Source organism: Gallibacterium salpingitidis, from assembly GCF_030517105.1.
GTDB lineage: Bacteria > Pseudomonadota > Gammaproteobacteria > Enterobacterales > Pasteurellaceae > Gallibacterium > Gallibacterium salpingitidis.
Genome location: NZ_CP103875.1, coordinates 782,337 through 804,595, shown reverse-complemented (window position 1 = coordinate 804,595; position 22,259 = coordinate 782,337). Strand labels below are relative to the sequence as shown.

Sequence of the window (22,259 nt, the reverse complement as noted above, 5' to 3'; positions counted from 1 at the left end):
AGCATATAGCTCCTCTCAATATTCCTTAGAAACGTTTAATTTCTGTGCCTGCTAATTTCTCATAGTAACGAGCTAATGCACTATGATCAGCACTACCTAATTCATCCACTTTTAATGCTTGCATCATTTCCATTACTGATGCTGTTAGTGGTAAGTATGCTCCTACACCATGAGATGTATCAATTGCATTTGCTAAATCTTTAATATGTAAATCAATACGGAAGCCTGGTTTGAAATTACGATCTAATACCATTGGTGCTTTCGCATCTAATACTGTACTTCCTGCCAAGCCACCACGAATTGCTTGATACACTAATTCTGGATCTACACCTGCTTTGGTCGCAAGCATCAATGCTTCTGACATCGCCGCAATATTTAATGCAACAATAACTTGGTTAGCCAATTTTGTTACATTACCTGCACCAATGTCGCCAGTATAAACTACTGAACCAGCCATTGCTTTCATGATGTCATAATATTTATCGAATACTTCTTTTTTACCGCCGACCATAACAGATAAAGTACCATCGATTGCTTTAGGTTCACCGCCGCTAACTGGTGCATCTAACATATCAATGCCTTTTTTCTCTAATTCAGCATAAATTTCGCGGCTTGCTAATGGTGCAATAGAACTCATATCAATCACAACGCTACCCGCTTTCGCTCCTTCTACAACGCCATTTTCACCTAAAACAACTGATTTAACATGTGGTGAATTTGGTAACATGGTGATGATTACATCTACTTGTTCTGCTACTGCTTTTGGTGTTTCAGCACTCACTGCACCAGCAGCAACAACTTCTTTTACTACTTCTTGATTGCGATCCATTACTACCAAAGAATAACCTGCTTTTAACAAGTTTTTACTCATTGGTTTACCCATAATACCAAGTCCGATAAATCCGATTTTCATAATTTCACCTCTTTTTATTAATGGAAAATATACAATGTTTACTTAATTACTTTTTAAATGTGTTGCATAAGTTTTGGGTCGCTCCGCGGAACACACCTAAATCACTACCTACTGCAACAAAAGTTGCACCCCATTCAAGATAACGGCGTGCATCTTGTTCTACTGGTGCCAAGATTCCACACGCTTTGCTATGTTTCTTCGCACACTCAAAAATTTGTTTAATTACTTTTTGTACTTCAGGATGATTTGGTTGGCCTAAATAACCTAACGCAGCTGAAAGATCACCTGGTCCAACGAAAATACAATCAACACCTTCCACTGCAGCAATTTCATCTACATTATCTACCGCCAATTGGCTTTCAATTTGTACAATCACTGCAATATTGTCATTAATCATAGAAAAATAGTTAGGTACTGTTGCATAACCATTACTACGATGAGAAACAGATACACCTCTAATTCCCGCTGGTGGATAACGAGTAGAAGCCACTGCTTGTACAGCTTCTTCTGCTGTTTCTACATATGGAATCAAGAAATTATAGAAACCAATATCTAACAAACGTTTGATCACTACTGGTTCATTTTGTGGTGGACGTACGATTGGCATACTGCTGCTATCTTTTAAAGCCATTAATTGAGGAATAAAAGATAAAACATCATTTGGAGCATGTTCACCATCTAATAACAACCAGTCAAAGCCCGCTAATCCTAAAACTTCAGTTGTAATTGGATTACCTAATGCACTCCAACAACCAATCAGCGTTTCACCTTGTAGTAATTTTTGCTTAAATAGATTTGGAAGATATTTTTCGTTCATAACCTTGTCCTTTCAGTGGGAAATAATTTGTGAAAAAGTCTAATAGAGCCTTTTTAAATTAACACTATTCAATAGCACAAATATAAAAACTTTTTTAGCCATTAAACTATGCAATGGCACAATTCAATGATAAAAAATCACAAAACTGATTTTAACAATGGTTACTTTCTACACAAAAAATAGGCCAGAAATGTCTTTTTTTTGTGATAACAATCACATTTTCTCTGGCAAATGCACAAATAAATTTTATTTTGGCAGCCTGATCTTCTGATATTCCGTTAATTCTTAAAGTGGGGTGTTTTCCTATAATGCTGGACACTTAAATCTGTAACCCATAGGAGTCATCATTATGAACGACAACACTCTCAATTCTACTTCTACTACTGCAGAAGTAATTAAACGTACCAATGTCCGTTGGGCCATTGTGGTATTACTCTTCTTTGTTACTGCAATTAACTATGGTGACCGAGCTACCTTAGCAATTGCAGGTAAACCAATGTCTGATGCTATTGGTATTGATGCTGCCGGTATGGGCTGGGTATTTTCAGCTTTCTCCTGGGCATATGTATTAGGTCAATTACCTGGTGGTTGGCTACTTGATAAATTCGGTTCAAAAAAAGTGTATTTTTTAGGAATTGTATTCTGGTCACTCTTTACCTTACTACAAGGCGCCGTTGGTTTATTCTCTGGTGCTTGGGCATTAATTATTCTCTTCTCTCTGCGTTTCCTTGTTGGTTTAGCTGAATCACCATCTTTCCCAGGAAACAGTCGAATTGCAGCAGCTTGGTTCCCTGCAAAAGAACGTGCTACAGCAGTATCTATCTTTAACTCAGCACAATACTTTGCAACAGTAATCTTTGCACCAATTATGGGATGGTTGACAGCTGAATTAGGTTGGGAATCTGTCTTTATCTTTATGGGTACTGTAGGTCTATTAATCAGCGTTGTTTGGTTAAAAGTTATCTATAATCCAAAAGATCACCCAAAAGTCAATCAAGCTGAAATTGACTATATTGAAGCTGGTGGCGCATTAACTAATATGGATCAAGGTAAAAAAGATGGTAAAAACGAAGGTCCTAAATTTGGTTATGTAAAACAACTTCTCAGCAACCGTATGTTACTCGGTGTTTATCTCGGTCAATACTGTATTAACTGCTTAACTTTCTTCTTTATCACTTGGTTCCCAGTCTATTTAGCGACTGAAAGAGGCTTAGATCTTAAATCTGTTGGCTTTATCGCTGCTATCCCAGCTATCTGTGGATTCTTAGGTGGTCTCGCTGGCGGTGTGATTTCAGATGCGTTAATGAAGAAAACAAACTCACTCTCTATCGCACGTAAAACACCAATCGTACTTGGTATGTTGGGTTCAATGACCATGATATTCTGTAACTATGTAGATTCAATTTATATGGTTGTTCTCTTTATGTCACTTGCATTCTTCGGTAAAGGTGTTGGTGCATTAGGTTGGGCAGTAATGGCTGATACTGCACCAAAAGAAATCAGTGGTTTAGCAGGCGGTTTATTTAATATGTGCGGTAACTTATCTGGTATCGTTTCACCAATCGCTATCGGTTATATCGTGAAAAGTACAGGTCACTTTGAATGGGCATTAGTCTTCGTTGCAGTCCACGCTTTAGTTGCAGCATTTAGCTTCCTCTTCATCGTTGGACCAATTAAACGTATGGAATTAAAACCAATCAAATAATTGTACTGATATATACCAACATTTAATGAGGTAGCAAAAATGAATACTCAATCTGTACCACAAATCACTGAAATGCAAGTTATCCCAGTTGCAGGGTACGATAGTATGTTAATGAATGTAGGGGGAGCTCACTCCCCTTATTTCACCCGCAATTTAGTGATCTTGAAAGATAGCGCTGGTCATACCGGCGTAGGTGAAGCACCAGGTGGTGAAACTATTCTAAACGCATTAAAAGAAGCCATTCCACACGTAGTTGGTCGCCCAATTTCAATTTTAAATCGTATCGTCAATGATATGCACAATGGTTATCTTGACGCAGATTATGATACTTTTGGTAAAGGCGCTTGGACTTTTGAATTACGTGTTAATGCTGTTGCAGCATTAGAAGCGGCATTACTTGATTTAATGGGACAATTCCTAAATGTTCCTGTTGCGGAATTACTTGGCCCTGGTAAACAACGCGATGAAGTCACTGTTCTTGGTTATCTATTTTATGTTGGTGATGACCATATTACTAATCTCCCTTACCAACAACCAACCAACGGTAAACATGAGTGGTATCGTATTAGACGCCAAACCGCAATGACTACAGAAGCTGTTGTTGAATTGGCTGCTGCTGCAAAAGACCGTTATGGTTTTAAAGATTTTAAAATGAAAGGCGGTGTTTTCGCTGGTGAAGTAGAAATTGAAACTGTCACTGCATTGAAAAAGCATTTTCCAGATGCACGAATTACGCTTGATCCAAATGGTTGTTGGTCTTTAGAAGAAGCTATCCGCTTATGTAAAAATATGCACCATGTTCTAACCTATGCAGAAGATCCTTGCGGAGCAGAACAAGGCTACTCAGGCCGAGAAGTGATGGCTGAATTCCGTCGCGCTACCGGTATTCCAACTGCAACTAACATGGTTGCCACTAACTGGCGTGAAATGGCACATTCTATTATGTTGCAAGCTGTAGATATCCCTCTTGCTGATCCTCATTTCTGGACACTGACAGGCGCAAGCCGAGTTGCACAATTATGTAACGAGTGGGGTTTAACTTGGGGCTGTCATTCAAACAACCATTTTGATATCTCATTAGCCATGTTTACACACGTTGGCGCTGCTGCACCTGGAAATCCAACTGCATTAGATACGCATTGGATTTGGCAAGAAGGTGATCTACACCTAACTAAAGAACCATTAGAAATTGTTAATGGAAAAATCAAACTCAATGATAAACCAGGCTTAGGTATCGAACTCGATATGGAAAAAGTCTTGCTTGCTCATGAACTACATAAGAAGTTACCAAGTGGCGCTCGCAATGATGCAATTCCAATGCAGTTCTATTATCCTGGTTGGAAATTTGATCGCAAACGACCAGCAATGGTACGTTAAGTTAAGATTTATTATTCACTAATTTTAGAAAAAAATAGGAGTTTACTATGAGTTCATCAACCCCAATTATCACTGAAATGCAAGTCATCCCTGTTGCCGGCCATGACAGTATGTTATTAAATTTAAGTGGTGCGCATTCCCCTTACTTCACTCGTAATATTGTCATTCTAAAAGATAACAGTGGTCATACTGGTGTAGGTGAAGTCCCGGGCGGTGAAAAAATTCGTCAAACTTTAGAAGATGCTAAACCTTTAGTATTAGGTAAAGGTTTAGGCGAATATAAAAACGTAATGGAAGCTGTTCGTAAAACTTTCTCTGATCGTGATGCAGGCGGTCGTGGTTTACAAACTTTCGATTTAAGAACAACTATTCACGTTGTGACTGCTATTGAAGCAGCGATGCTTGACTTATTAGGACAATTCTTAAACGTGTCTGTGGCCTCATTATTAGGTGATGGACAACAACGTGATGCGGTGGAAATGTTAGGTTATCTCTTCTTTATTGGCGATAGAAAGAAAACCACTTTAGCTTATCAAAGCCAAGAAAATGATCCTTGTGAATGGTATCGTATCCGTCACGAAGAAGCATTAACACCAGAAGCCGTTGTACGCCTTGCTGAAGCGGCATATGAAAAATATGGCTTCAACGATTTTAAACTCAAAGGTGGTGTATTACATAGTGAAGCTGAAGCAGAAGCAGTAACTGCATTGGCTAAACGCTTCCCTAATGCACGTATTACATTAGACCCAAATGGTGCTTGGTCGCTCGATGAAGCAATCAAAGTTGGTAAACAACTACGTGGTGTTCTTGCTTACGCTGAAGACCCTTGTGGTGCAGAACAAGGTTATTCTGGTCGCGAAGTAATGGCAGAATTCCGTCGCGCTACTGGATTACCGACAGCAACGAATATGATTGCTACTGACTGGCGTCAAATGGGACATACTATCTCATTACAATCTGTTGATATTCCTCTTGCTGATCCACACTTCTGGACAATGCAAGGTTCTGTTCGTGTTGCACAAATGTGTAATGAATGGGGTTTAACTTGGGGTTCACACTCTAACAACCACTTTGATGTATCTTTAGCAATGTTTACACATGTTGCCGCTGCTGCGCCTGGAGACATTACTGCTATCGATACACACTGGATCTGGCAAGAAGGTAATCAACGTCTTACTAAAGAGCCATTAAAAATTGTTAATGGTTTAGTTGAAGTACCGAAAAAACCAGGTCTTGGTATTGAACTCGATATGGATCAAGTAATGAAAGCCCACGAACTTTATAAAAATATGGGATTAGGCGCTCGTGATGATGCAATGGCAATGCAATTCCTTATCCCAGGATGGACTTTCGATAACAAGAAACCTTGTTTAGTAAGATAATTTATTAGTATTTGCACTACTAACCAATTCGCCAATAGCCTTTGCCATTGGCGAATTTTTCTCCTCAATATTCCCCAACAAACATTAGCATTCACTTCATAAATTCTGTACAATTCGCCACCTATTAAAAACTCTACTACGAATATAACAAAAGATATGACTACTACTCCAAATATTGGCTTTTTAAGTCTTGGTTGTCCGAAAAATTTAGTGGATTCTGAACGTATTCTGACGGAATTACGTGCGGAAGGTTATAACATTGTGCCAACCTATGAAAATGCAGATTTAGTGATTGTGAATACCTGCGGATTTATTGACAGTGCAGTCCAAGAGTCACTTGAAGCGATTGGCGAAGCATTAGAAGAAAATGGCAAAGTGATTGTTACTGGCTGCTTGGGGGCGAAAGAAAATCAAATTCGTGAAGTGCATCCAAAAGTATTGGAAATTACCGGCCCTCATAGCTATGAAGCCGTTATGAACCACGTTCATAAATATGCACCAAAACCTGAATATAATCCTTATATCAATGTCGTACCAAAACAAGGCGTTAAGCTAACGCCAAAACATTACGCTTATGTCAAAATTTCAGAAGGCTGCGATCATCGTTGTACTTTCTGTATTATCCCTTCAATGCGTGGTGATTTGGATAGCCGTCCAATTAATACTATCTTAGACGAAGCAAAACGTTTAGTAGATGCTGGCGTTAAAGAATTACTGATTGTGTCGCAAGATACTTCAGCTTATGCGTTAGATAAAAATCAAAAAGAGCAAAAATCGAAAACTGTTTTCTGGAACGGTATGCCGATCAAAAATGATCTCATTACCTTATGTGAACAACTTGGCACATTAGGCGTTTGGGTACGTTTGCATTATGTTTATCCATATCCGCATGTGGATAAATTAATTCCATTGATGGCGCAAGGAAAAATCCTGCCTTATTTGGATATTCCATTACAGCACGCTAGCCCTAAAATTCTTAAAGCAATGAAACGTCCAGGAGCGATTGATCGCACGTTAGAGCGGATTAAACAATGGCGTGAAATTTGCCCAGAATTAACCTTACGTTCAACCTTTATTGTTGGCTTCCCTGGTGAAACCGAAGAAGATTTCCAGATGTTGCTCGATTTTATTCAAGAAGCACAATTAGATCGTGTTGGTTGTTTTAAATTTAGTCCTGTTGAAGGTGCACCAGCAACTGAAATGGCAGATCAAGTACCAGAAGAAGTTAAAGAAGAACGTTTCCACCGTTTTATGCAGCTACAACAACAAATTTCTGCAGCACGTTTGCAACAAAAAATTGGTAAAACTTTACCAGTGATGATCGATGAAATTGATGAAGAAGGTATCGTTGGTCGTTCAATGGCAGATGCTCCTGAGATTGATGGCATGGTTTATATTGATAACTTGAGCGAGCAAGAAGTGAAAGTTGGTGATGTTGTGATGGTGAAAATCCATAATGCTGATGAGTATGATTTGTGGGGAACTATCTAAACTGTCCTTCAGTTTTTCCATCATTTAAAAAGTGCCCGATCGGCACTTTTTATTTTTTTACCTTTCTCCCTCACATTCACAAACACCACAATCTATGTTAAAACCAACCTCACAACACATTTGTTAATACTGTATTCAAAGTGAGGAAATATGAACGAACCATCTTTAAAAAACATCTCCAGCCATAATCTACACACTGCTGAAATTTATCTCGCCGGTGGTTGTTTCTGGGGATTAGAAGCCTATTTTGCCGCCATTGGTGGAGTATTAGATGCAGAATCCGGTTATGCCAATGGCAATACTGAAAACCCAAGTTATCAAGAAGTCTGCCATGGCAGCGGTCATGCTGAAACCATAAAAGTAACTTATGATCCAGCATTAATTTCACTATCCACAATTCTTGAATACTACTTTCGTGTTATCGATCCGACCAGTTTAAATAAACAAGGACACGATCAAGGAATTCAATATCGCACCGGTATTTATTACACCAATCCTGAGCAAAAACCTATTATTGATGCCGCTATGGCTATTGAACAAACGAAATGGGATCAACCATTAGTCGTGGAAGTAACCCCATTAGTAAGCTATTACCCTGCTGAAGAGTATCATCAAGATTACTTAGCAAAAAATCCTAATGGTTACTGTCATATTGATCTCAGTAAAGCTGATGATGTGATTATTGATGCGACTCAATATCCAAAACCAACTCCTGCCGAGATTCAGCAAAAGTTAAGCGCTGAAGCCTTTGCCATCACCCAACAAGCCGGTACAGAAAGACCTTTCTCTCACCCTTATTGGAATGATTTTAAAGAGGGGCTATATGTTGATATTATCACTGGCGAACCGCTATTCTCCTCTTCTGATAAATATCGTTGTGAATGTGGTTGGCCAAGTTTTACCCGTCCAATTTCGCCTGATGTTGTACATTATGTACGTGATACTAGCCATGGCATGATCCGAACTGAAGTACGTTCACGCAGCGCTGATGCACATTTAGGGCATGTATTTGAAGATGGCCCTGCCGATAAAGGCGGACTACGTTATTGTATTAATGGTGCGGCATTACGCTTTATTCCACTAGAGCAATTAGCGGCTGAAGGTTATGCTTATTTAACGAAGCGTATTAAAAAATAATTTTTAATATGAATACTATTCATAATAAATCTGAAAATTATTAAATTGACGCAACTCAAAAATCTCCCTATTTTAGTGTTTAGACGGCTAAACATCTAAATAAGGAGAATAATATGAGTTACGCCAAAGAGATTGATGTATTAAACAGAAGCATTGCTGATTTAAATGGTGATATTAATGTTTCATTTGAATTCTTCCCGCCCAAAAATGAAAAAATGGAGAATATTTTGTGGGAATCAATTCATCGTTTAAAAGTATTACAACCTAAATTTGTTTCTGTTACTTACGGTGCCAATTCGGGCGAACGTGAGCGTACTCATGGTGTGGTGAAAGCGATCAAACAACAAACTGGTATTGAAGCTGCACCACACTTAACCGGCATTGATGCTACCCCTGAACAATTAAAACAAATTGCTAAAGAATATTGGGATAGCGGTATCCGCCGTATCGTAGCATTACGTGGTGATGAACCGCCTGGTTACGATAAAAAACCATTTTACGCACGTGATTTAGTGACATTATTAAAAGAAGTGGCCGATTTTGATATTTCAGTTGCTGCTTACCCAGAAGTTCACCCAGAAGCGAAATCAGCACAAGCCGATCTCATTTTCTTAAAACAAAAAGTGGAAGCTGGTGCTAACCGAGCAATTACGCAATTTTTCTTTGATATTGACAGTTATCTACGTTTTCGCGATCGTTGTGTGACAGTTGGAATTGATGTAGAAATTGTGCCGGGAATTTTACCTGTATCCAATTTTGTGCAATTACAAAAAATGGCAAAAATTACTAATGTGAAAATTCCTAGCTGGATGTATAAACTTTATGATGGTTTAGAACAAGATCAAACAACAAGAAATCTGATTGGTGCGAGTATTGCAATTGATATGGTAAAAATTTTATCCAAAGAGGGAGTAAAAGATTTCCATTTCTATACCTTAAATCGTTCTGAATTAACTTATGCGATTTGCCATACCTTAGGCTTACGTCCACATTTAGCCGCAGCTTAATCAAAGTTATTGAACAAAAAAGGCTTTTAACTCATCTGATCTGCACCCTAGAAGTTGGGCTTATTATCCAACAAATAGAGGTGCAGATTTTTTATGACTAAATATACCCAAACCTTTAAACAACACGTCATTGATTTTTATGTTAAACATCACGAATGTTTGTCATTCACTTGTCGTACTTTTCACATTCCGAAAAGAACATTAAGACATTGGATTGCTCAATTTCGACATTCAGGTAGTAATGGCTTAGCTGTCCTTCATACTAAGAGAACGTATTCTCCTGACTTCAAATATCAAGTCATCCAAACCATCCAACGGGATAAATTGAGTCTAGAAAGCGCTAGCTTACAGTTTAGCATCTCGAACGCCAGTGTGATTAGCCAATGGTTGAAAAGTTTTCAACAATACGGTATAGAGGGATTATTCCCCAAACCTAAAGGACGTCCTACAATGAAAAAAACACGTTATGCCAAAATGCCACCACTACCGAAAACAGAAGAAGAACGTTTACGCTTAAGAATCCTAGAACTAGAAACGGAGAATGCTTACCTAAAAAAGTGTCAAGCATTAGACCAAGAAAAAGCGAGGAAAAGGCTGCTATCATCCAAGGGTTAAGAGTACAGTATCCCTTAACCCTCTTGTTAGTTTATGCAGAATTAGCAAGAAGTACTTTCTTTTATCATTTACAGGGCAAAAGCAAGCCAGTGGATAACAATAAGTCCATCAAAGAGCAGATTATTGCCATCAAACGGCAACATCCCCATTATGGTTATCGTCATGTCACGAGGCAGTTAGATAAGGTTAATCATAAACGGGTGCAACGTCTGCTCCAAGAGCTAGGATTACAAGTAAAAAGGAAACCGCCACGAAAATATTCTTCCTATCAAGGGCAAGTGGGCAAAATTGCACCGAATCGCTTACAACGAGATTTTCGTGCTACCCATCCAAATCAAAAGTGGTTGACGGATATTACCGAGTTTAATGTTAATGGCGAAAAACTCTATTTTTCCCCTATTTTGGATTGCTATAACAATGAGCTGATTGCCTATCAATGGAGTCGTCATCCAAATAGTGATTTAGTGAACCGAATGGTACGCCAAGCGATTACTCGGCTCTCTAAAGGCGACACGCCAATTTTACATTCAGACCAAGGCATACAGTACCAAATACCGAGTTACCAACACTTATTGGTTGAACATCACATCGTACAAAGTATGTCAAGGAAGGGAAATTGTCTAGACAATGCAGCAATGGAGAGTTTCTTTGGACGAATGAAAGTGGAGTGCTTTTATGGAAAAGTGTTTCAGACGATTGCAGAACTTGAGGTGGCTATCAAAGATTATGTTCGCTATTATAATGAGGAGCGTATACAATTGAAACTAAATGGACTGAGTCCGGTACAATACCGACTTCAGTCCATCTGATTATTGTCCAACTTTTCGGGGTCAGATCACATCAGTTAAAAGCCTTTCTCTTGAATTAAAACCAGTTATTAAACCACAACGCTCTCTTTTAAAGAAACAGTGAGGTTAAACACCAAATGTTCTGGGTGGCTGTCTTTACTATCTGCACAGAAATAGCCTTCACGTTCAAATTGATATGCTTTTTCCGCTTGTGCATTAATTAGGCTTTGTTCAACAAAACCATGTTTCACCACTAATGAATGTGGATTTAACACCTGATGAATATCTTCCGCTGCGCTTGGATTTGATACGGTAAATAAACGATCATATAGACGGAATTCTGCTGGGTGATTTTGCGTTGCTGATACCCAATGAATTACCCCTTTTACTTTACGTCCGTCAGCTGGATTCTTCCCTAAGGTTTCTGGATCATAACTACAATAAACAGTAGTAATATTGCCTTCAGCATCTTTTTCCACTCGTTCAGCTTTAATCACATACGCATTACGCAAACGCACCTCTTTACCTAAGACTAAGCGTTTATAATGCTTATTCGCCTCTTCGCGGAAATCTGCTTGATCAATATAAATTTCTTTAGTGAATGGCAATGTTCTGCTACCAAGCTCTTCACGATTAGGATGATTTGGCGCAGTCAACATCTCTACTCCATCAAAATTTTCGATCACAATGCGTAATGGATTAATTACCGCCATTGCACGTGGTGCATTGGTATTTAAATCGTCACGAATACAAGCTTCTAATGCACTATATTCCACCACATTATCTTGTTTCGTTACCCCAATACGACGACAGAATTCACGAATCGACTCTGGTGTATAACCACGACGACGTAAACCTGAAATAGTTGGCATACGAGGGTCATTCCAACCATCAACAATCTCTTCATTAACCAACTGTAATAGCTTACGTTTAGAAGTCAGCGTACTTTCTAGATTTAAACGAGAAAATTCATATTGATGCGGTAATGGACGTTCGATAGAGATATTTTCCAATACCCAATCATATAAACGACGGTTATCTTGGAATTCCAATGTACAAAGTGAATGAGTAATACGTTCAATCGCATCGGAAATACAGTGTGTAAAATCATACATCGGATAAATGCACCATTTATCGCCTGTTTGGTGGTGGTGTGCAAATTTAATACGATAGATTACTGGATCTCGCATTACAATAAACGGTGAAGCCATATCAATTTTCGCACGCAAACAAGCTTTGCCCTCTGCGAATTCACCATTTTTCATTTTTTCAAATAACGCTAGGTTTTCTTCTACTGAACGATCACGATAAGGACTATTTTTACCTGGTTCAGTTAAAGTTCCACGATATTCACGCATTTCATCCGGTGATAACTCATCCACATAAGCCAATCCTTTTTTAATCAACTCAATCGCATAGCCATAAAGTTGATCAAAATAATCAGAAGCATAACGCGGCTTACCTTCCCATTTAAAGCCAAGCCATTCCACATCTTGCTGAATTGACTCAACATAACTCATATCTTCTTTTACTGGGTTCGTATCATCAAAACGCAAATTACATTTGCCATGATAATCCTCGGCAATACCGAAATTTAAGCAGATAGATTTCGCATGACCGATATGTAAATAACCGTTTGGTTCAGGTGGAAAGCGGGTATAAACAGATTGATGTTTGCCTTGTGCCAGATCTTCATCAATAATTTGACGAATAAAGTTAGTTGGTTTTATCTCTGTCGTTTCTGTATGACTCATAATGTCCTCAAATTGAGTGTACTCAAAAATAATTTCCGCATTTTACACTTTTTAGTGCATAACACCAAACCGAAGCCTCATTTTCTTGCTAAATTCCCTTTTCTCCATTTAAACATATTAAATTTAAACCGCAGATTATCTAAATAGATATCCAAATTGTTTACCTCCCCCAAAAACACTAACAAGACACTCTCTATTAGGCTGAAAACGATATAAAAACCAATAAAAACGCAATGAAATTAAAAAAATCTATAAAAGATATAAAAATATTTGACAATATTCAATTTAAGATCCTATTATTTAGATATATTCTAAAAAACAATCCAAATTAATAGAAAATTAATCAATTACTTTAAAATTAATTGTAGTTTTTTTAATAAAAAGAGGATTTTTCAGAATATTTTCAATTCCAAAAAACTTACTAAATGACTGGGATTCACCATTATGATTTACGGAGGTCTTTATGAAGTTACAGTCAACGTTTTTATCTTGTTCAAACAGTATGCGCAGCATCGCTATTACTGCAACTATTCTTTGTTTTTCTGGATCACTGTATAGCGCTGAAAATTTCACCTATGATCCAAAATTAATCCATTCACCAAGCCACCTCACTACGGCGCAGGCAGACAATCCATTAGCTACCCATGCTATGGTGACATCTCCTCACTATCTTGCTACTCAAGCAGGGATTGATGTATTACAGCGTGGAGGAAGTGCAATAGATGCAGCAATCGCAACAGCTGCAACACTTGCTGTTGTTTACCCACAAATGTGTACTTTAGGTGGAGACAGTTTTTGGTTGATATATGATGCCAAATCAGGTGAATTAAAAGCTCTTAACGCTTCAGGTCGCGCAGGGGAAAAAGCAACTATAGATTTCTATAAAAGCAAAGGGTTTAGCAAAATACCTTCTCGTGGATATTACTCTGCCAACACAGTACCAGGGATCGTATCAGGATGGGATAAAGCTTATCAATATTCACAACAACATATGAATAGCCATTTTGCCTGGAAAGATCTATTTAAAACTCCTATCAGTCTGGCCAAAAATGGTTTCCCTGTCAGCAGTTCTCTCGAATATTGGAGCAAAATTAATTTAGATCCTACAGATAGTGAATTCCGTAATCTTTCCCGTTTTAGCGAATTTGCTAAAATTTTCCTGAAAAATAGCAAACAGGCTTATCAAGTCGGTGATATTTTAAAACAAGAGGATCTTGGCAATACCTTGCAACTAATTGCAGATAAAGGGGCTAAAGAGTTTTATCAAGGTTCAATCGCTAAAGCTATTGTTGCGGATCTACAAGCACATGATGGTATGCTAACATTAAATGATTTCAGTGCACATCAAGCAAATTGGGTGAAACCAATACATGTCGCTTATCGTGATACTATTGCCTATAATTTCCCGCCAAATACTCAAGGTATGGCTTCACTAGAAATTCTCAACATTCTAAACAATTTCGATGTACGTAAGCTGGGAGAAGGCACTGCAGATTATTACCATCTATTAATAGAAGCAACCAAACAATCATTTGCTGATCGAGATAAATACTTAAGTGATCCTGATTTTGTCCATATTCCGCTCGACAAATTATTGTCTAAAGAACATGGTAAAGAACAAGCCAAACAGATCGATATGCAAAAAGCAGCAACTAACGTACAAGCGCTAGACCCTAAAGGTGATACAGTCTGGTTTGGTGTAGTAGATGCTCAAGGAAATGCGGTTTCTTTAATCCAAAGCATATATCATGATTTTGGTTCTGCGATTGTGCCAAAAGGTACTGGCATAATATTACAAAATCGTGGTTCATTTTTCTCTTTAGATAAAAATAATGTCAATGCGCTAGCACCTCACAAACGCACATTCCACACACTAAACCCAGCAATGCTGTTCAAAAATAATAAACCTTATTTAATTTACGGCACAATGGGTGGTGAAGGACAACCGCAAACTCAAGCTGCGTTAGTGACACGAATTGTCGATTTTGCAATGAGTCCGCAACAAGCTGTTGATGCACCTCGTTGGTTATATGGACGTACTTGGGGAGCCAGCTCTAACGATCTCAAATTGGAAGGACGAATTTCCGCACAAACAGCGCAAGAACTACAACGTCGTGGACACCCTGTCAAAATGCTGCCAGATTATACAGATACTATGGGGCATGCTGGCGCGATTTTAATTCGTGAAAATGGCGTGTTACAAGGTGCTTCTGATCCAAGAAGTGACGGTTTAGCAACTGGTTTCTAACAATAATGTGATGAAAACCTGCTTGTGAAAATCAAGCAGGTTTTATTCATTCATCAAGCCGCCATAAAAAACAGACAGCGTAAATCCTTTGCAACAAAATCAGATCACCATCAGCTACATCAAACACATTAAAAATGTAAACAACAAACCAGCCTCTGCCATCATTCATGCAAAACTAATTTTCTTCTAATTTTCCTTCTCCATCATTAAACCGCTATACATGCAATCAGATTATTCGCAAAAATTAGCGTTCCAAACACTCCTCCTTTTACTAATAGTCTGATCACATATTTCCCAAAATAATATTTGTTTACCAAGTCATCTTTCTATAAAATGAATGAATGTTCATTTAGTAAAGAGAAACGTCCTTGGTTGTCTAAAGGATACATATATGACATTAAATAAAAAAATCGTGTGGAGCCTTGCTATTGCTGTTACTGTGCTTGGTTCCATTTATTATTTCACACAGAGTAATCAGCCCCAAACCTCCTATTTTACGGAAACAGTAAAAAAAACAGATTTACAACAAACTGTAATTGCAACAGGAACAGTTCGTAGTTCTAAACGTGTTGAGGTTGGTGCGCGCGTTTCAGGTAAAGTGGAAAAAATTTATGTCAAACTTGGACAACAAGTTAAAAAAGGCGATCTCATTGCCCAACTCGACTCAATCACCCAAGAAAATGAATTAAATATCGCTGTTGCTCAATTAGCTTCTTATAAAGCACAACTCGCTGCGGCGCAAACAGCATATCGTATCGCACAATCTAATTATGACCGAGTAGCAAAATTATATAAAAAACAAGCAAGTTCACTAAATGACTACGAAACAGCACAAAACACATTAGAAAGTGCAAAAGCTACTGTTGAACAAATTCAAGCACAAGTTAAACAATCAGAAATTGAAGTGAATACGGCAACAACCAATTTAAATTACACCAAAATTACTTCTCCATTAGATGGTACTGTTATTTCAATTCCAGTTTCTGAAGGGCAAACTGTTAATGCTAATCAAACAACTCCAACAATTATTCAAGTAGCAGATTTGGATACAATGCTGATTAAACCTGAAATTTCTGAAGGAGATATCACCAAAATTAAAGCTGGTATGACGGTAAAATTCTCTACTCTCGCGGAACCTGACGAAATTTATACTGCGAAAATTGATTCTGTTGATCCTGCAATGACTACATTAACAGATAACGAATATACCGAATCAGTGAGTGATACCAATGCTATTTATTATTACGCCAACGTGTTAGTTCCTAATCCAGAACATAAATTACAAATCGGGATGACGACACAAAATACCATTATTATTGCGCAAAAACAGAATGTGTTAACGGTACCAACATTGGCTATTCGCAAACAAGCTGGTAAATCGACTGTACAAGTATTAGATGGTAATAATGTGATCGAGAAAACCATCACCACAGGCTTACACGATGATGTAAACACCGAAGTATTATCTGGTTTAGAGGAAGGCGAGAAAGTTATTGTATCGCAATCTTCTACTAACGACTCACCTAGCGTGCGCGTAAGAACACCAAGAATGATGTAATGAGGTGGGTATGCAAAATATCATCGAAATAAAGAATCTGAATAAATTCTTTGGTGAAGGAGAAAACCGCGTTCATATTCTGAAAAATATCAATTTGGAGATCCAACAAGGTGATTTTATCGCGATTATTGGTACCTCTGGTTCAGGTAAATCAACCTTAATGAATATTATTGGCTGCCTAGATACCCCAACCAATGGTTCCTATGCCATTACCGGGCAAGAAACTGCAACTTTGTCAGCCGATCAACTTTCAGAATTACGTCAGCAACGCTTTGGTTTTATTTTTCAACGCTATAATCTGTTACCAACATTAAATGCTCAAGAGAATGTTGCCTTACCTGCTGTTTATACTGGAATGGCGAAAGAACAGCGCTTAGCCCGCGCTGCACAGCTATTAGATAAATTAGGTTTAGCTAACAAAATGGAGAATAAACCTAATCAATTATCAGGCGGTCAGCAACAACGTGTCAGTATTGCAAGAGCCTTGATGAATGGCGGTGATATTATTTTGGCAGATGAACCAACTGGTGCATTAGATTCTAAAAGCGGCGAAATGGTAATGGAAATTCTGCAGCAGCTGCACCAAGAAGGGCATACCATTATTCTGGTCACTCACGATCAACATATAGCTCAATTTGCCAGCCGTATTATCGAAATTAAAGACGGTGAAATTATTCAAGATCAGCGTAAAAATGATCCGTTGCAACAGCGTGAAATCAGTCAAGCTAACACCAGCAAAAGTTTTCGCTTTTATCGCGATCAATTTATTGAAGCATTAAATATGTCGATTAAAGCGATTGTGGCACATAAATTACGTTCGCTCCTGACTATGTTGGGTATCATTATTGGTATTACTTCCGTTGTTTGTGTGGTGGCATTAGGTAATGGTTCGCAACAAAAAGTGTTACAAAATATTAATTCACTTGGTACCAACACAATAGATATTTTTAATGGTACAGGTTTTGGCGATCGCAGAGCGGAAAGTATGCAAAATCTAACTATAGCTGACAGCGAAATTTTGATGAAACAACCTTATATAGAAAGCGTGACTCCAAATAGTTCAGTGAGCGGAACCTTAACTTATCGCAATAGCGCTTTTACTGCTCAAGTACGCGGAGTAAGTGAACAATACTTTAATGTTAAAGGCATTCAATCAGCAGCAGGAAATTTATTCACCGCACAAGATGTGAAACTAAATCAATCAGTGGCTATTATTGATCAAAATACACAACAGCGTATTTTCCAAGATCGTAATCCTCTTGGACAAATTATTATGATTAATAAAAAACCGCTAAAAATTATTGGTGTAGTGAATACCAATAATGTAATGGGAATTAACAGTGAAAATCTTAATATTTGGATTCCTTATACTACCGCTATGAACAAAATTTCTGGCGAGAAAAAAATTAGTTCCATTACAGTAAAAGTGTCGGAAGGTATTACCACCGCCGCAGCGGAAAAAAATGTGACTGCACTTTTATTAAGCCGTCATGGTAAAAAAGATTTCTTTATTTTAAATACCGATACGATTAAACAAACTATCGAAAGTACTACCAATACAATGAAATTATTAATTTCATCAATCGCCTTAATTTCACTGATTGTCGGCGGTATTGGTGTGATGAATATTATGTTGGTTTCTGTTACCGAACGTACCAAAGAAATTGGTGTTAGAATGGCAATCGGTGCAAAACAACAAAATATCTTACAACAGTTCCTGATTGAGGCAGTGTTAGTCTGTTTAGTCGGCGGCATTATCGGTATCTGTTTATCCGGCATTATTGGTGTATTATTTAATCAATTTATGACCGATTTTACGATGCTATTTTCAACATTTTCGATTGTAGTGGCAGTACTCTGCTCAACTTTAATTGGTGTCATTTTTGGCTATGTTCCTGCACAAAATGCCGCCAAATTAAACCCAATTACCGCATTATCACAAGAGTAAAATTACCTTATGAAGTGAATAATTTCAGATGTGATTACTAGGCGAAAATGGCGAAAATTGCTATAATTTTTTATAACATTTTATTTATTTTTTAAGGATAACTATGAATAAATTCAATAAAATTACCGCAGCCTTGTTGCTTTCTACAATTCTTGTTGGTTGTGCCAATATTGATGATTCATTTAAAGCCAGCCAACAAAATTTTGAACAATATATTTCAGCGACTTCACAATTCAACGTAAATGAAGAGTGGTGGAAACTTTATAATGATCCACAACTCAATCAACTAGTTGATCTCGCATTAAAAAACAATCTTGATTTAGCGAAAAGTGCCGTTGCAGTGAATATCGCTTTATATAAAGCCAATTTATTAGGTGCTGATTTAGTGCCAACTTTTAGCGGTGGTTCTGAATCTAAAGCAATGAAAGATATCAAAAATGGCGGTAATTCAACTATTACTCATTCAGGACAAATCGGTATTAGTTACACCGTAGATCTCTGGCGTAAATTAGCCGATTCTGCTGATGCAGCTGAATGGGAACATAAAGCGACAATTGAAGATCTTGCCGCAGCTCGTTTATCGTTAATTAATAGTGTAATCGACGCTTATTACAGCCTCGCTTATTTAAATGATGCCATTAAAGCGACTGAAGAATCTGTAAATTATTACAATCAAATCAATACCGTAGTACAAAATAAACAACGCTTCGGTGTAATTGATGGTTTAAGCAGCGCTCAAGCAACACAAGCCGTATTAACCGCACGCAATACGCTCCTTGATTTACAAGCGCAACAAAAAACTGCACAACAAACATTGCACAATTTATTAAATTTAAAACCAAACGAACCGCTTAATCTAAAATTGCCAAAATTACTTGATGTTAAACTTCCAGGTGTGAATTTAAATGTACCTGTTTCAGTAATTGCAAATCGTCCTGATGTTCGCGCTGCACAATATCGTTTACAAAGCGCCTTTAAAGATGCAAAAGCAATGCAAAAGAGCTGGTTCCCAACTGTTAGTTTAGCGGGTACATTACAAGTACAAGGTAATCGTGTAAGCAATGCAACTGAATCACAAGCTGGTATTGGCGCACTTTCTATTACATTGCCATTCCTTTCTTGGCAAACTGTTAAATGGAATGTAAAAATTTCAGAAGCGACTTATGAACAATATCGTTTAGCTTTCGCACAAAATATTACTACTGCGCTTAATGAAATTGATGCACTCTATTTTGCTTATCAACAATCACAACGTAGCTACAACAATCTACAAGATAAATATAACTACGATAAGCAAATCAGCAAATATTATCGTGATCGTTACAATGCTGGCGTATCTGAATTAAAAGATTGGTTAGCAGCGGAAAATACCGAAAAGGCTTCAGAAATTTCAATTTTAAGTCAAAAATACAACTTAATTAAAAATGAAACAGCGGTATATCAATCTATGGCAGGTTATTATATGAAGAAATAATCTTGCCTCATAAAACTAAAAAAGATACACCCTCTTTGGTGTATCTTTTTTATTTGATTAATCTTGTTTTAACACACAAAATCATTTTAAAAAGTATGCGATATAATTATTCAACAATTGGCACAATTTTCGTTGCGTGAGAACCTTTATCGCCATGTACAGCTTCAAACTGTACTTTTTGTCCTGCTTTTAATGAACGATATCCATCCATTTCAATCACAGAATAATGTGCGAAGATATCGCCTTCTTGACCTTCAGTCGAAATAAAACCGAACCCTTTTGCATTGTTAAACCACTTAACTACACCGATTTCCATAATAACCTCGAATAATGGATTTTTTACTTAATTTAAAATATACAACGGCAGGATCGCCCTGTACTGGCTACATATTTATCCAAGTTGGCTGATAAATCAAATAGCGAATGTTTAAAATTAGCGGAAGATCACATAAATTTAGCAAATTTGTTTAAAAACAATCTCATTTATGCCAAATTAACTCTAAATTTAAGGTTTTATCCTCAGTTATCATTCTCTATAATCATGAGGTTATTTTTCTATTTTTAGTATTAAAATCTACAATATGAGTAATTTCTCTTTTTTTATTTATGATTACGAAAGTTTCGGTGTTGATCCTGCTTTAGACCGCCCTGCCCAATTTGCTGGTATTCGTACTGATCAAGACTTCAATATTATTGGTGAACCTATCGTTCTCTATTGTAAGCAAAGTGATGATTATTTACCGCATCCTGCCGCAGTTGCCTTAACAGGCATTACGCCACAACTTTGTAATCAACAAGGGCTTAGCGAACCTGAATTTGCTGACAAAATTTTAGCTGAATTTAGCCAACCCAATACTTGCATTATGGGTTACAACAATATTCGTTTTGATGATGAAATGACACGTTACACTTTTTATCGCAATTTTATCGATCCTTATGAATATAGTTACAAAAATGGCAATTCGCGTTGGGATTTACTCGATTTAGTACGTGCAACTTACGCCTTACGTCCAGATGGTATTAATTGGGTTTATGATGAACAAGGTATGCCAAGTTTTCGCTTAGAATTATTGACGAAAGCGAATGGTATTGAACATAGCCACGCCCACGACGCGATGTCCGATGTATATGCCACGATTGAAATGGCGAAATTAATTAAAAGCAAACAACCGAAACTGTTTGATTACTTTTTCACACATCGTGGTAAAAAAGAGATTGAAGCACTAATTGATTACATCAATATGACGCCATTAGTGCATGTATCTGGTATGCTCGGTAATTATCGCAGTAATATCAGTTGGATGGTGCCGCTAGCACCACATCCAACCAACAAAAATGCGGTTATTTTTTGTGATCTAGCTAGCGATCTTACCGATTTATTACAGCTAGATGCTGCACAATTAAAACAAAACCTTTACACCAAAAAAGAAGAGTTAGAACAGCAAGGTATTTTGCCAGTACCACTAAAACTAGTTCATATCAATAAATGTCCAATTCTTGCGCCGGCAAAAACCTTAACGCCACAAGATGCACAACGCGTAGGCATCGATCGCCAGCTTTGTTTAGCCAATTTAGAAAAATTAAAAGCCAGACCAGATATTCGCGAAAAGCTACATCAAATATTTCTTGATGAATATGACAATGATTTTAGCAATGTCGAAACTGCGTTATATAACGGTTTCTACTCTTTTTCTGATAAAAATAATCTTGCTATTTTGCGTACCTTACCTGCTGAAAAACTCGCTGATCATGGTTTAAGTTTTCAAGATGCACGTATTCCTGAATTGCTCTTTCACTATCGTGCCAGACATTTTTTTAAAACACTCTCTCGTGCCGAACAAATTAAATGGCAAAAATATTGTCGCGCCAAATTAGAACAAACCAGCGAGAGTTTTATTGCCGAATTAGAACAACTTTCTGCCGAATATGCTAATGATGAGAGCAAACTCACATTGTTAAAAAATCTTTATGATTATGGTTTAAAGTTAATAATGAAATGATAAGATAAAGATACGATTATCGTGCCTGATATTCTGCGATATCAG

General features: G+C 37.5%; 16 protein-coding genes. 12 read left to right on the top strand and 4 right to left on the bottom strand.

Annotation, left to right across the window (positions count from 1 at the left end):
* Positions 1-25: 25 nt before the first annotated feature.
* Positions 26-913: a 2-hydroxy-3-oxopropionate reductase gene (garR, locus tag NYR30_RS03790; protein WP_066106189.1), complete on the bottom strand. Its 888-nt coding sequence runs from the start codon at positions 911-913 to the stop codon at positions 26-28.
* A 46-nt stretch (positions 914-959) separates the two neighbouring features.
* Entirely contained in the window at positions 960-1,730 is a 771-nt protein-coding gene (garL, locus tag NYR30_RS03785; protein ID WP_066422203.1) for a 2-dehydro-3-deoxyglucarate aldolase, read from the bottom strand.
* Positions 1,731-2,079: 349 nt separating this feature from the next.
* Here garL and NYR30_RS03780 point away from each other — a divergent pair, with 349 nt between their 5' ends.
* The 7 genes from NYR30_RS03780 (at position 2,080) to NYR30_RS03750 (ending at position 11,253) form a co-directional block, all read left to right on the top strand.
* Positions 2,080-3,435 carry an MFS transporter gene (locus tag NYR30_RS03780; RefSeq protein ID WP_066112937.1) on the top strand — a complete coding sequence of 452 codons (1,356 nt, stop codon included), beginning with the start codon at positions 2,080-2,082 and terminating at the stop codon, positions 3,433-3,435.
* Positions 3,436-3,474: 39 nt separating this feature from the next.
* Positions 3,475-4,812, top strand: coding sequence for an enolase C-terminal domain-like protein (locus NYR30_RS03775; RefSeq protein WP_066112936.1), 1,338 nt, complete (start codon positions 3,475-3,477; stop codon positions 4,810-4,812).
* Positions 4,813-4,859: 47 nt separating this feature from the next.
* On the top strand, positions 4,860-6,194 hold the full coding sequence (gudD, locus tag NYR30_RS03770) for a glucarate dehydratase (protein ID WP_066112935.1): 1,335 nt from the start codon (positions 4,860-4,862) through the stop codon (positions 6,192-6,194).
* Positions 6,195-6,350: 156 nt separating this feature from the next.
* Positions 6,351-7,685 (top strand): 30S ribosomal protein S12 methylthiotransferase RimO, encoded by a 1,335-nt coding sequence (gene rimO, locus NYR30_RS03765; protein ID WP_066112934.1) that lies wholly within the window; start codon positions 6,351-6,353, stop codon positions 7,683-7,685.
* A gap of 150 nt (positions 7,686-7,835) precedes the next feature.
* The gene (msrAB, locus tag NYR30_RS03760; protein WP_066112933.1) at positions 7,836-8,822 is read left to right on the top strand and encodes a bifunctional peptide-methionine (S)-S-oxide reductase MsrA/peptide-methionine (R)-S-oxide reductase MsrB; all 987 of its coding nucleotides are present in this window, start codon (positions 7,836-7,838) and stop codon (positions 8,820-8,822) included.
* 113 nt (positions 8,823-8,935) lie between these two features.
* Positions 8,936-9,829: a methylenetetrahydrofolate reductase gene (metF, locus tag NYR30_RS03755; RefSeq protein WP_066112932.1), complete on the top strand. Its 894-nt coding sequence runs from the start codon at positions 8,936-8,938 to the stop codon at positions 9,827-9,829.
* A gap of 93 nt (positions 9,830-9,922) precedes the next feature.
* Positions 9,923-11,253, top strand: a protein-coding gene (locus tag NYR30_RS03750) for an IS3 family transposase (protein WP_302501945.1) whose coding sequence is annotated in 2 segments (ribosomal slippage) — positions 9,923-10,379 and positions 10,379-11,253 — 1,332 coding nt in all. Because the reading frame shifts where the segments join, the coding sequence is not laid out codon by codon here.
* Positions 11,254-11,321: 68 nt separating this feature from the next.
* Here NYR30_RS03750 and glnS read toward each other — a convergent pair.
* Positions 11,322-12,986 carry a glutamine--tRNA ligase gene (gene glnS / locus NYR30_RS03745; RefSeq protein WP_066112930.1) on the bottom strand — a complete coding sequence of 555 codons (1,665 nt, stop codon included), beginning with the start codon at positions 12,984-12,986 and terminating at the stop codon, positions 11,322-11,324.
* A gap of 463 nt (positions 12,987-13,449) precedes the next feature.
* Here glnS and ggt point away from each other — a divergent pair, with 463 nt between their 5' ends.
* The 4 genes from ggt (at position 13,450) to tdeA (ending at position 20,214) form a co-directional block, all read left to right on the top strand.
* Complete coding sequence (gene ggt, locus NYR30_RS03740) at positions 13,450-15,234, top strand: gamma-glutamyltransferase (protein ID WP_197495483.1); 1,785 nt, start codon at positions 13,450-13,452, stop codon at positions 15,232-15,234.
* 391 nt (positions 15,235-15,625) lie between these two features.
* Positions 15,626-16,792 carry an efflux RND transporter periplasmic adaptor subunit gene (locus NYR30_RS03735; protein WP_302501943.1) on the top strand — a complete coding sequence of 389 codons (1,167 nt, stop codon included), beginning with the start codon at positions 15,626-15,628 and terminating at the stop codon, positions 16,790-16,792.
* A 10-nt stretch (positions 16,793-16,802) separates the two neighbouring features.
* Entirely contained in the window at positions 16,803-18,740 is a 1,938-nt protein-coding gene (locus NYR30_RS03730; protein ID WP_302501942.1) for a MacB family efflux pump subunit, read from the top strand.
* Positions 18,741-18,843: 103 nt separating this feature from the next.
* Positions 18,844-20,214, top strand: a complete 1,371-nt coding sequence (gene tdeA, locus NYR30_RS03725; protein WP_066112927.1) for a toxin/drug exporter TdeA — start codon at positions 18,844-18,846, stop codon at positions 20,212-20,214.
* Between the two features lie 106 nt (positions 20,215-20,320).
* Here tdeA and cspD read toward each other — a convergent pair whose 3' ends face one another.
* Positions 20,321-20,530 carry a cold shock domain-containing protein CspD gene (cspD, locus tag NYR30_RS03720; RefSeq protein WP_066106934.1) on the bottom strand — a complete coding sequence of 70 codons (210 nt, stop codon included), beginning with the start codon at positions 20,528-20,530 and terminating at the stop codon, positions 20,321-20,323.
* Positions 20,531-20,795: 265 nt separating this feature from the next.
* Between cspD and sbcB the strand changes: the two genes are divergently transcribed.
* Positions 20,796-22,214, top strand: a complete 1,419-nt coding sequence (gene sbcB, locus NYR30_RS03715; RefSeq protein WP_066422304.1) for an exodeoxyribonuclease I — start codon at positions 20,796-20,798, stop codon at positions 22,212-22,214.
* The last annotated feature ends 45 nt before the right edge of the window (positions 22,215-22,259 follow it).

Excerpts from the sequence above, each read along its gene's own strand:
- garR (WP_066106189.1), bottom strand. The coding sequence starts at position 913 with ATGAAAATCGGATTTATCGGACTTGGTATTATGGGTAAACCAATGAGT.
- garL (WP_066422203.1), bottom strand. The coding sequence starts at position 1,730 with ATGAACGAAAAATATCTTCCAAATCTATTTAAGCAAAAATTACTACAA.
- NYR30_RS03780 (WP_066112937.1), top strand. The coding sequence starts at position 2,080 with ATGAACGACAACACTCTCAATTCTACTTCTACTACTGCAGAAGTAATT.
- NYR30_RS03775 (WP_066112936.1), top strand. The coding sequence starts at position 3,475 with ATGAATACTCAATCTGTACCACAAATCACTGAAATGCAAGTTATCCCA.
- gudD (WP_066112935.1), top strand. The coding sequence starts at position 4,860 with ATGAGTTCATCAACCCCAATTATCACTGAAATGCAAGTCATCCCTGTT.
- rimO (WP_066112934.1), top strand. The coding sequence starts at position 6,351 with ATGACTACTACTCCAAATATTGGCTTTTTAAGTCTTGGTTGTCCGAAA.
- msrAB (WP_066112933.1), top strand. The coding sequence starts at position 7,836 with ATGAACGAACCATCTTTAAAAAACATCTCCAGCCATAATCTACACACT.
- metF (WP_066112932.1), top strand. The coding sequence starts at position 8,936 with ATGAGTTACGCCAAAGAGATTGATGTATTAAACAGAAGCATTGCTGAT.
- glnS (WP_066112930.1), bottom strand. The coding sequence starts at position 12,986 with ATGAGTCATACAGAAACGACAGAGATAAAACCAACTAACTTTATTCGT.
- ggt (WP_197495483.1), top strand. The coding sequence starts at position 13,450 with ATGAAGTTACAGTCAACGTTTTTATCTTGTTCAAACAGTATGCGCAGC.
- NYR30_RS03735 (WP_302501943.1), top strand. The coding sequence starts at position 15,626 with ATGACATTAAATAAAAAAATCGTGTGGAGCCTTGCTATTGCTGTTACT.
- NYR30_RS03730 (WP_302501942.1), top strand. The coding sequence starts at position 16,803 with ATGCAAAATATCATCGAAATAAAGAATCTGAATAAATTCTTTGGTGAA.
- tdeA (WP_066112927.1), top strand. The coding sequence starts at position 18,844 with ATGAATAAATTCAATAAAATTACCGCAGCCTTGTTGCTTTCTACAATT.
- cspD (WP_066106934.1), bottom strand. The coding sequence starts at position 20,530 with ATGGAAATCGGTGTAGTTAAGTGGTTTAACAATGCAAAAGGGTTCGGT.
- sbcB (WP_066422304.1), top strand. The coding sequence starts at position 20,796 with ATGAGTAATTTCTCTTTTTTTATTTATGATTACGAAAGTTTCGGTGTT.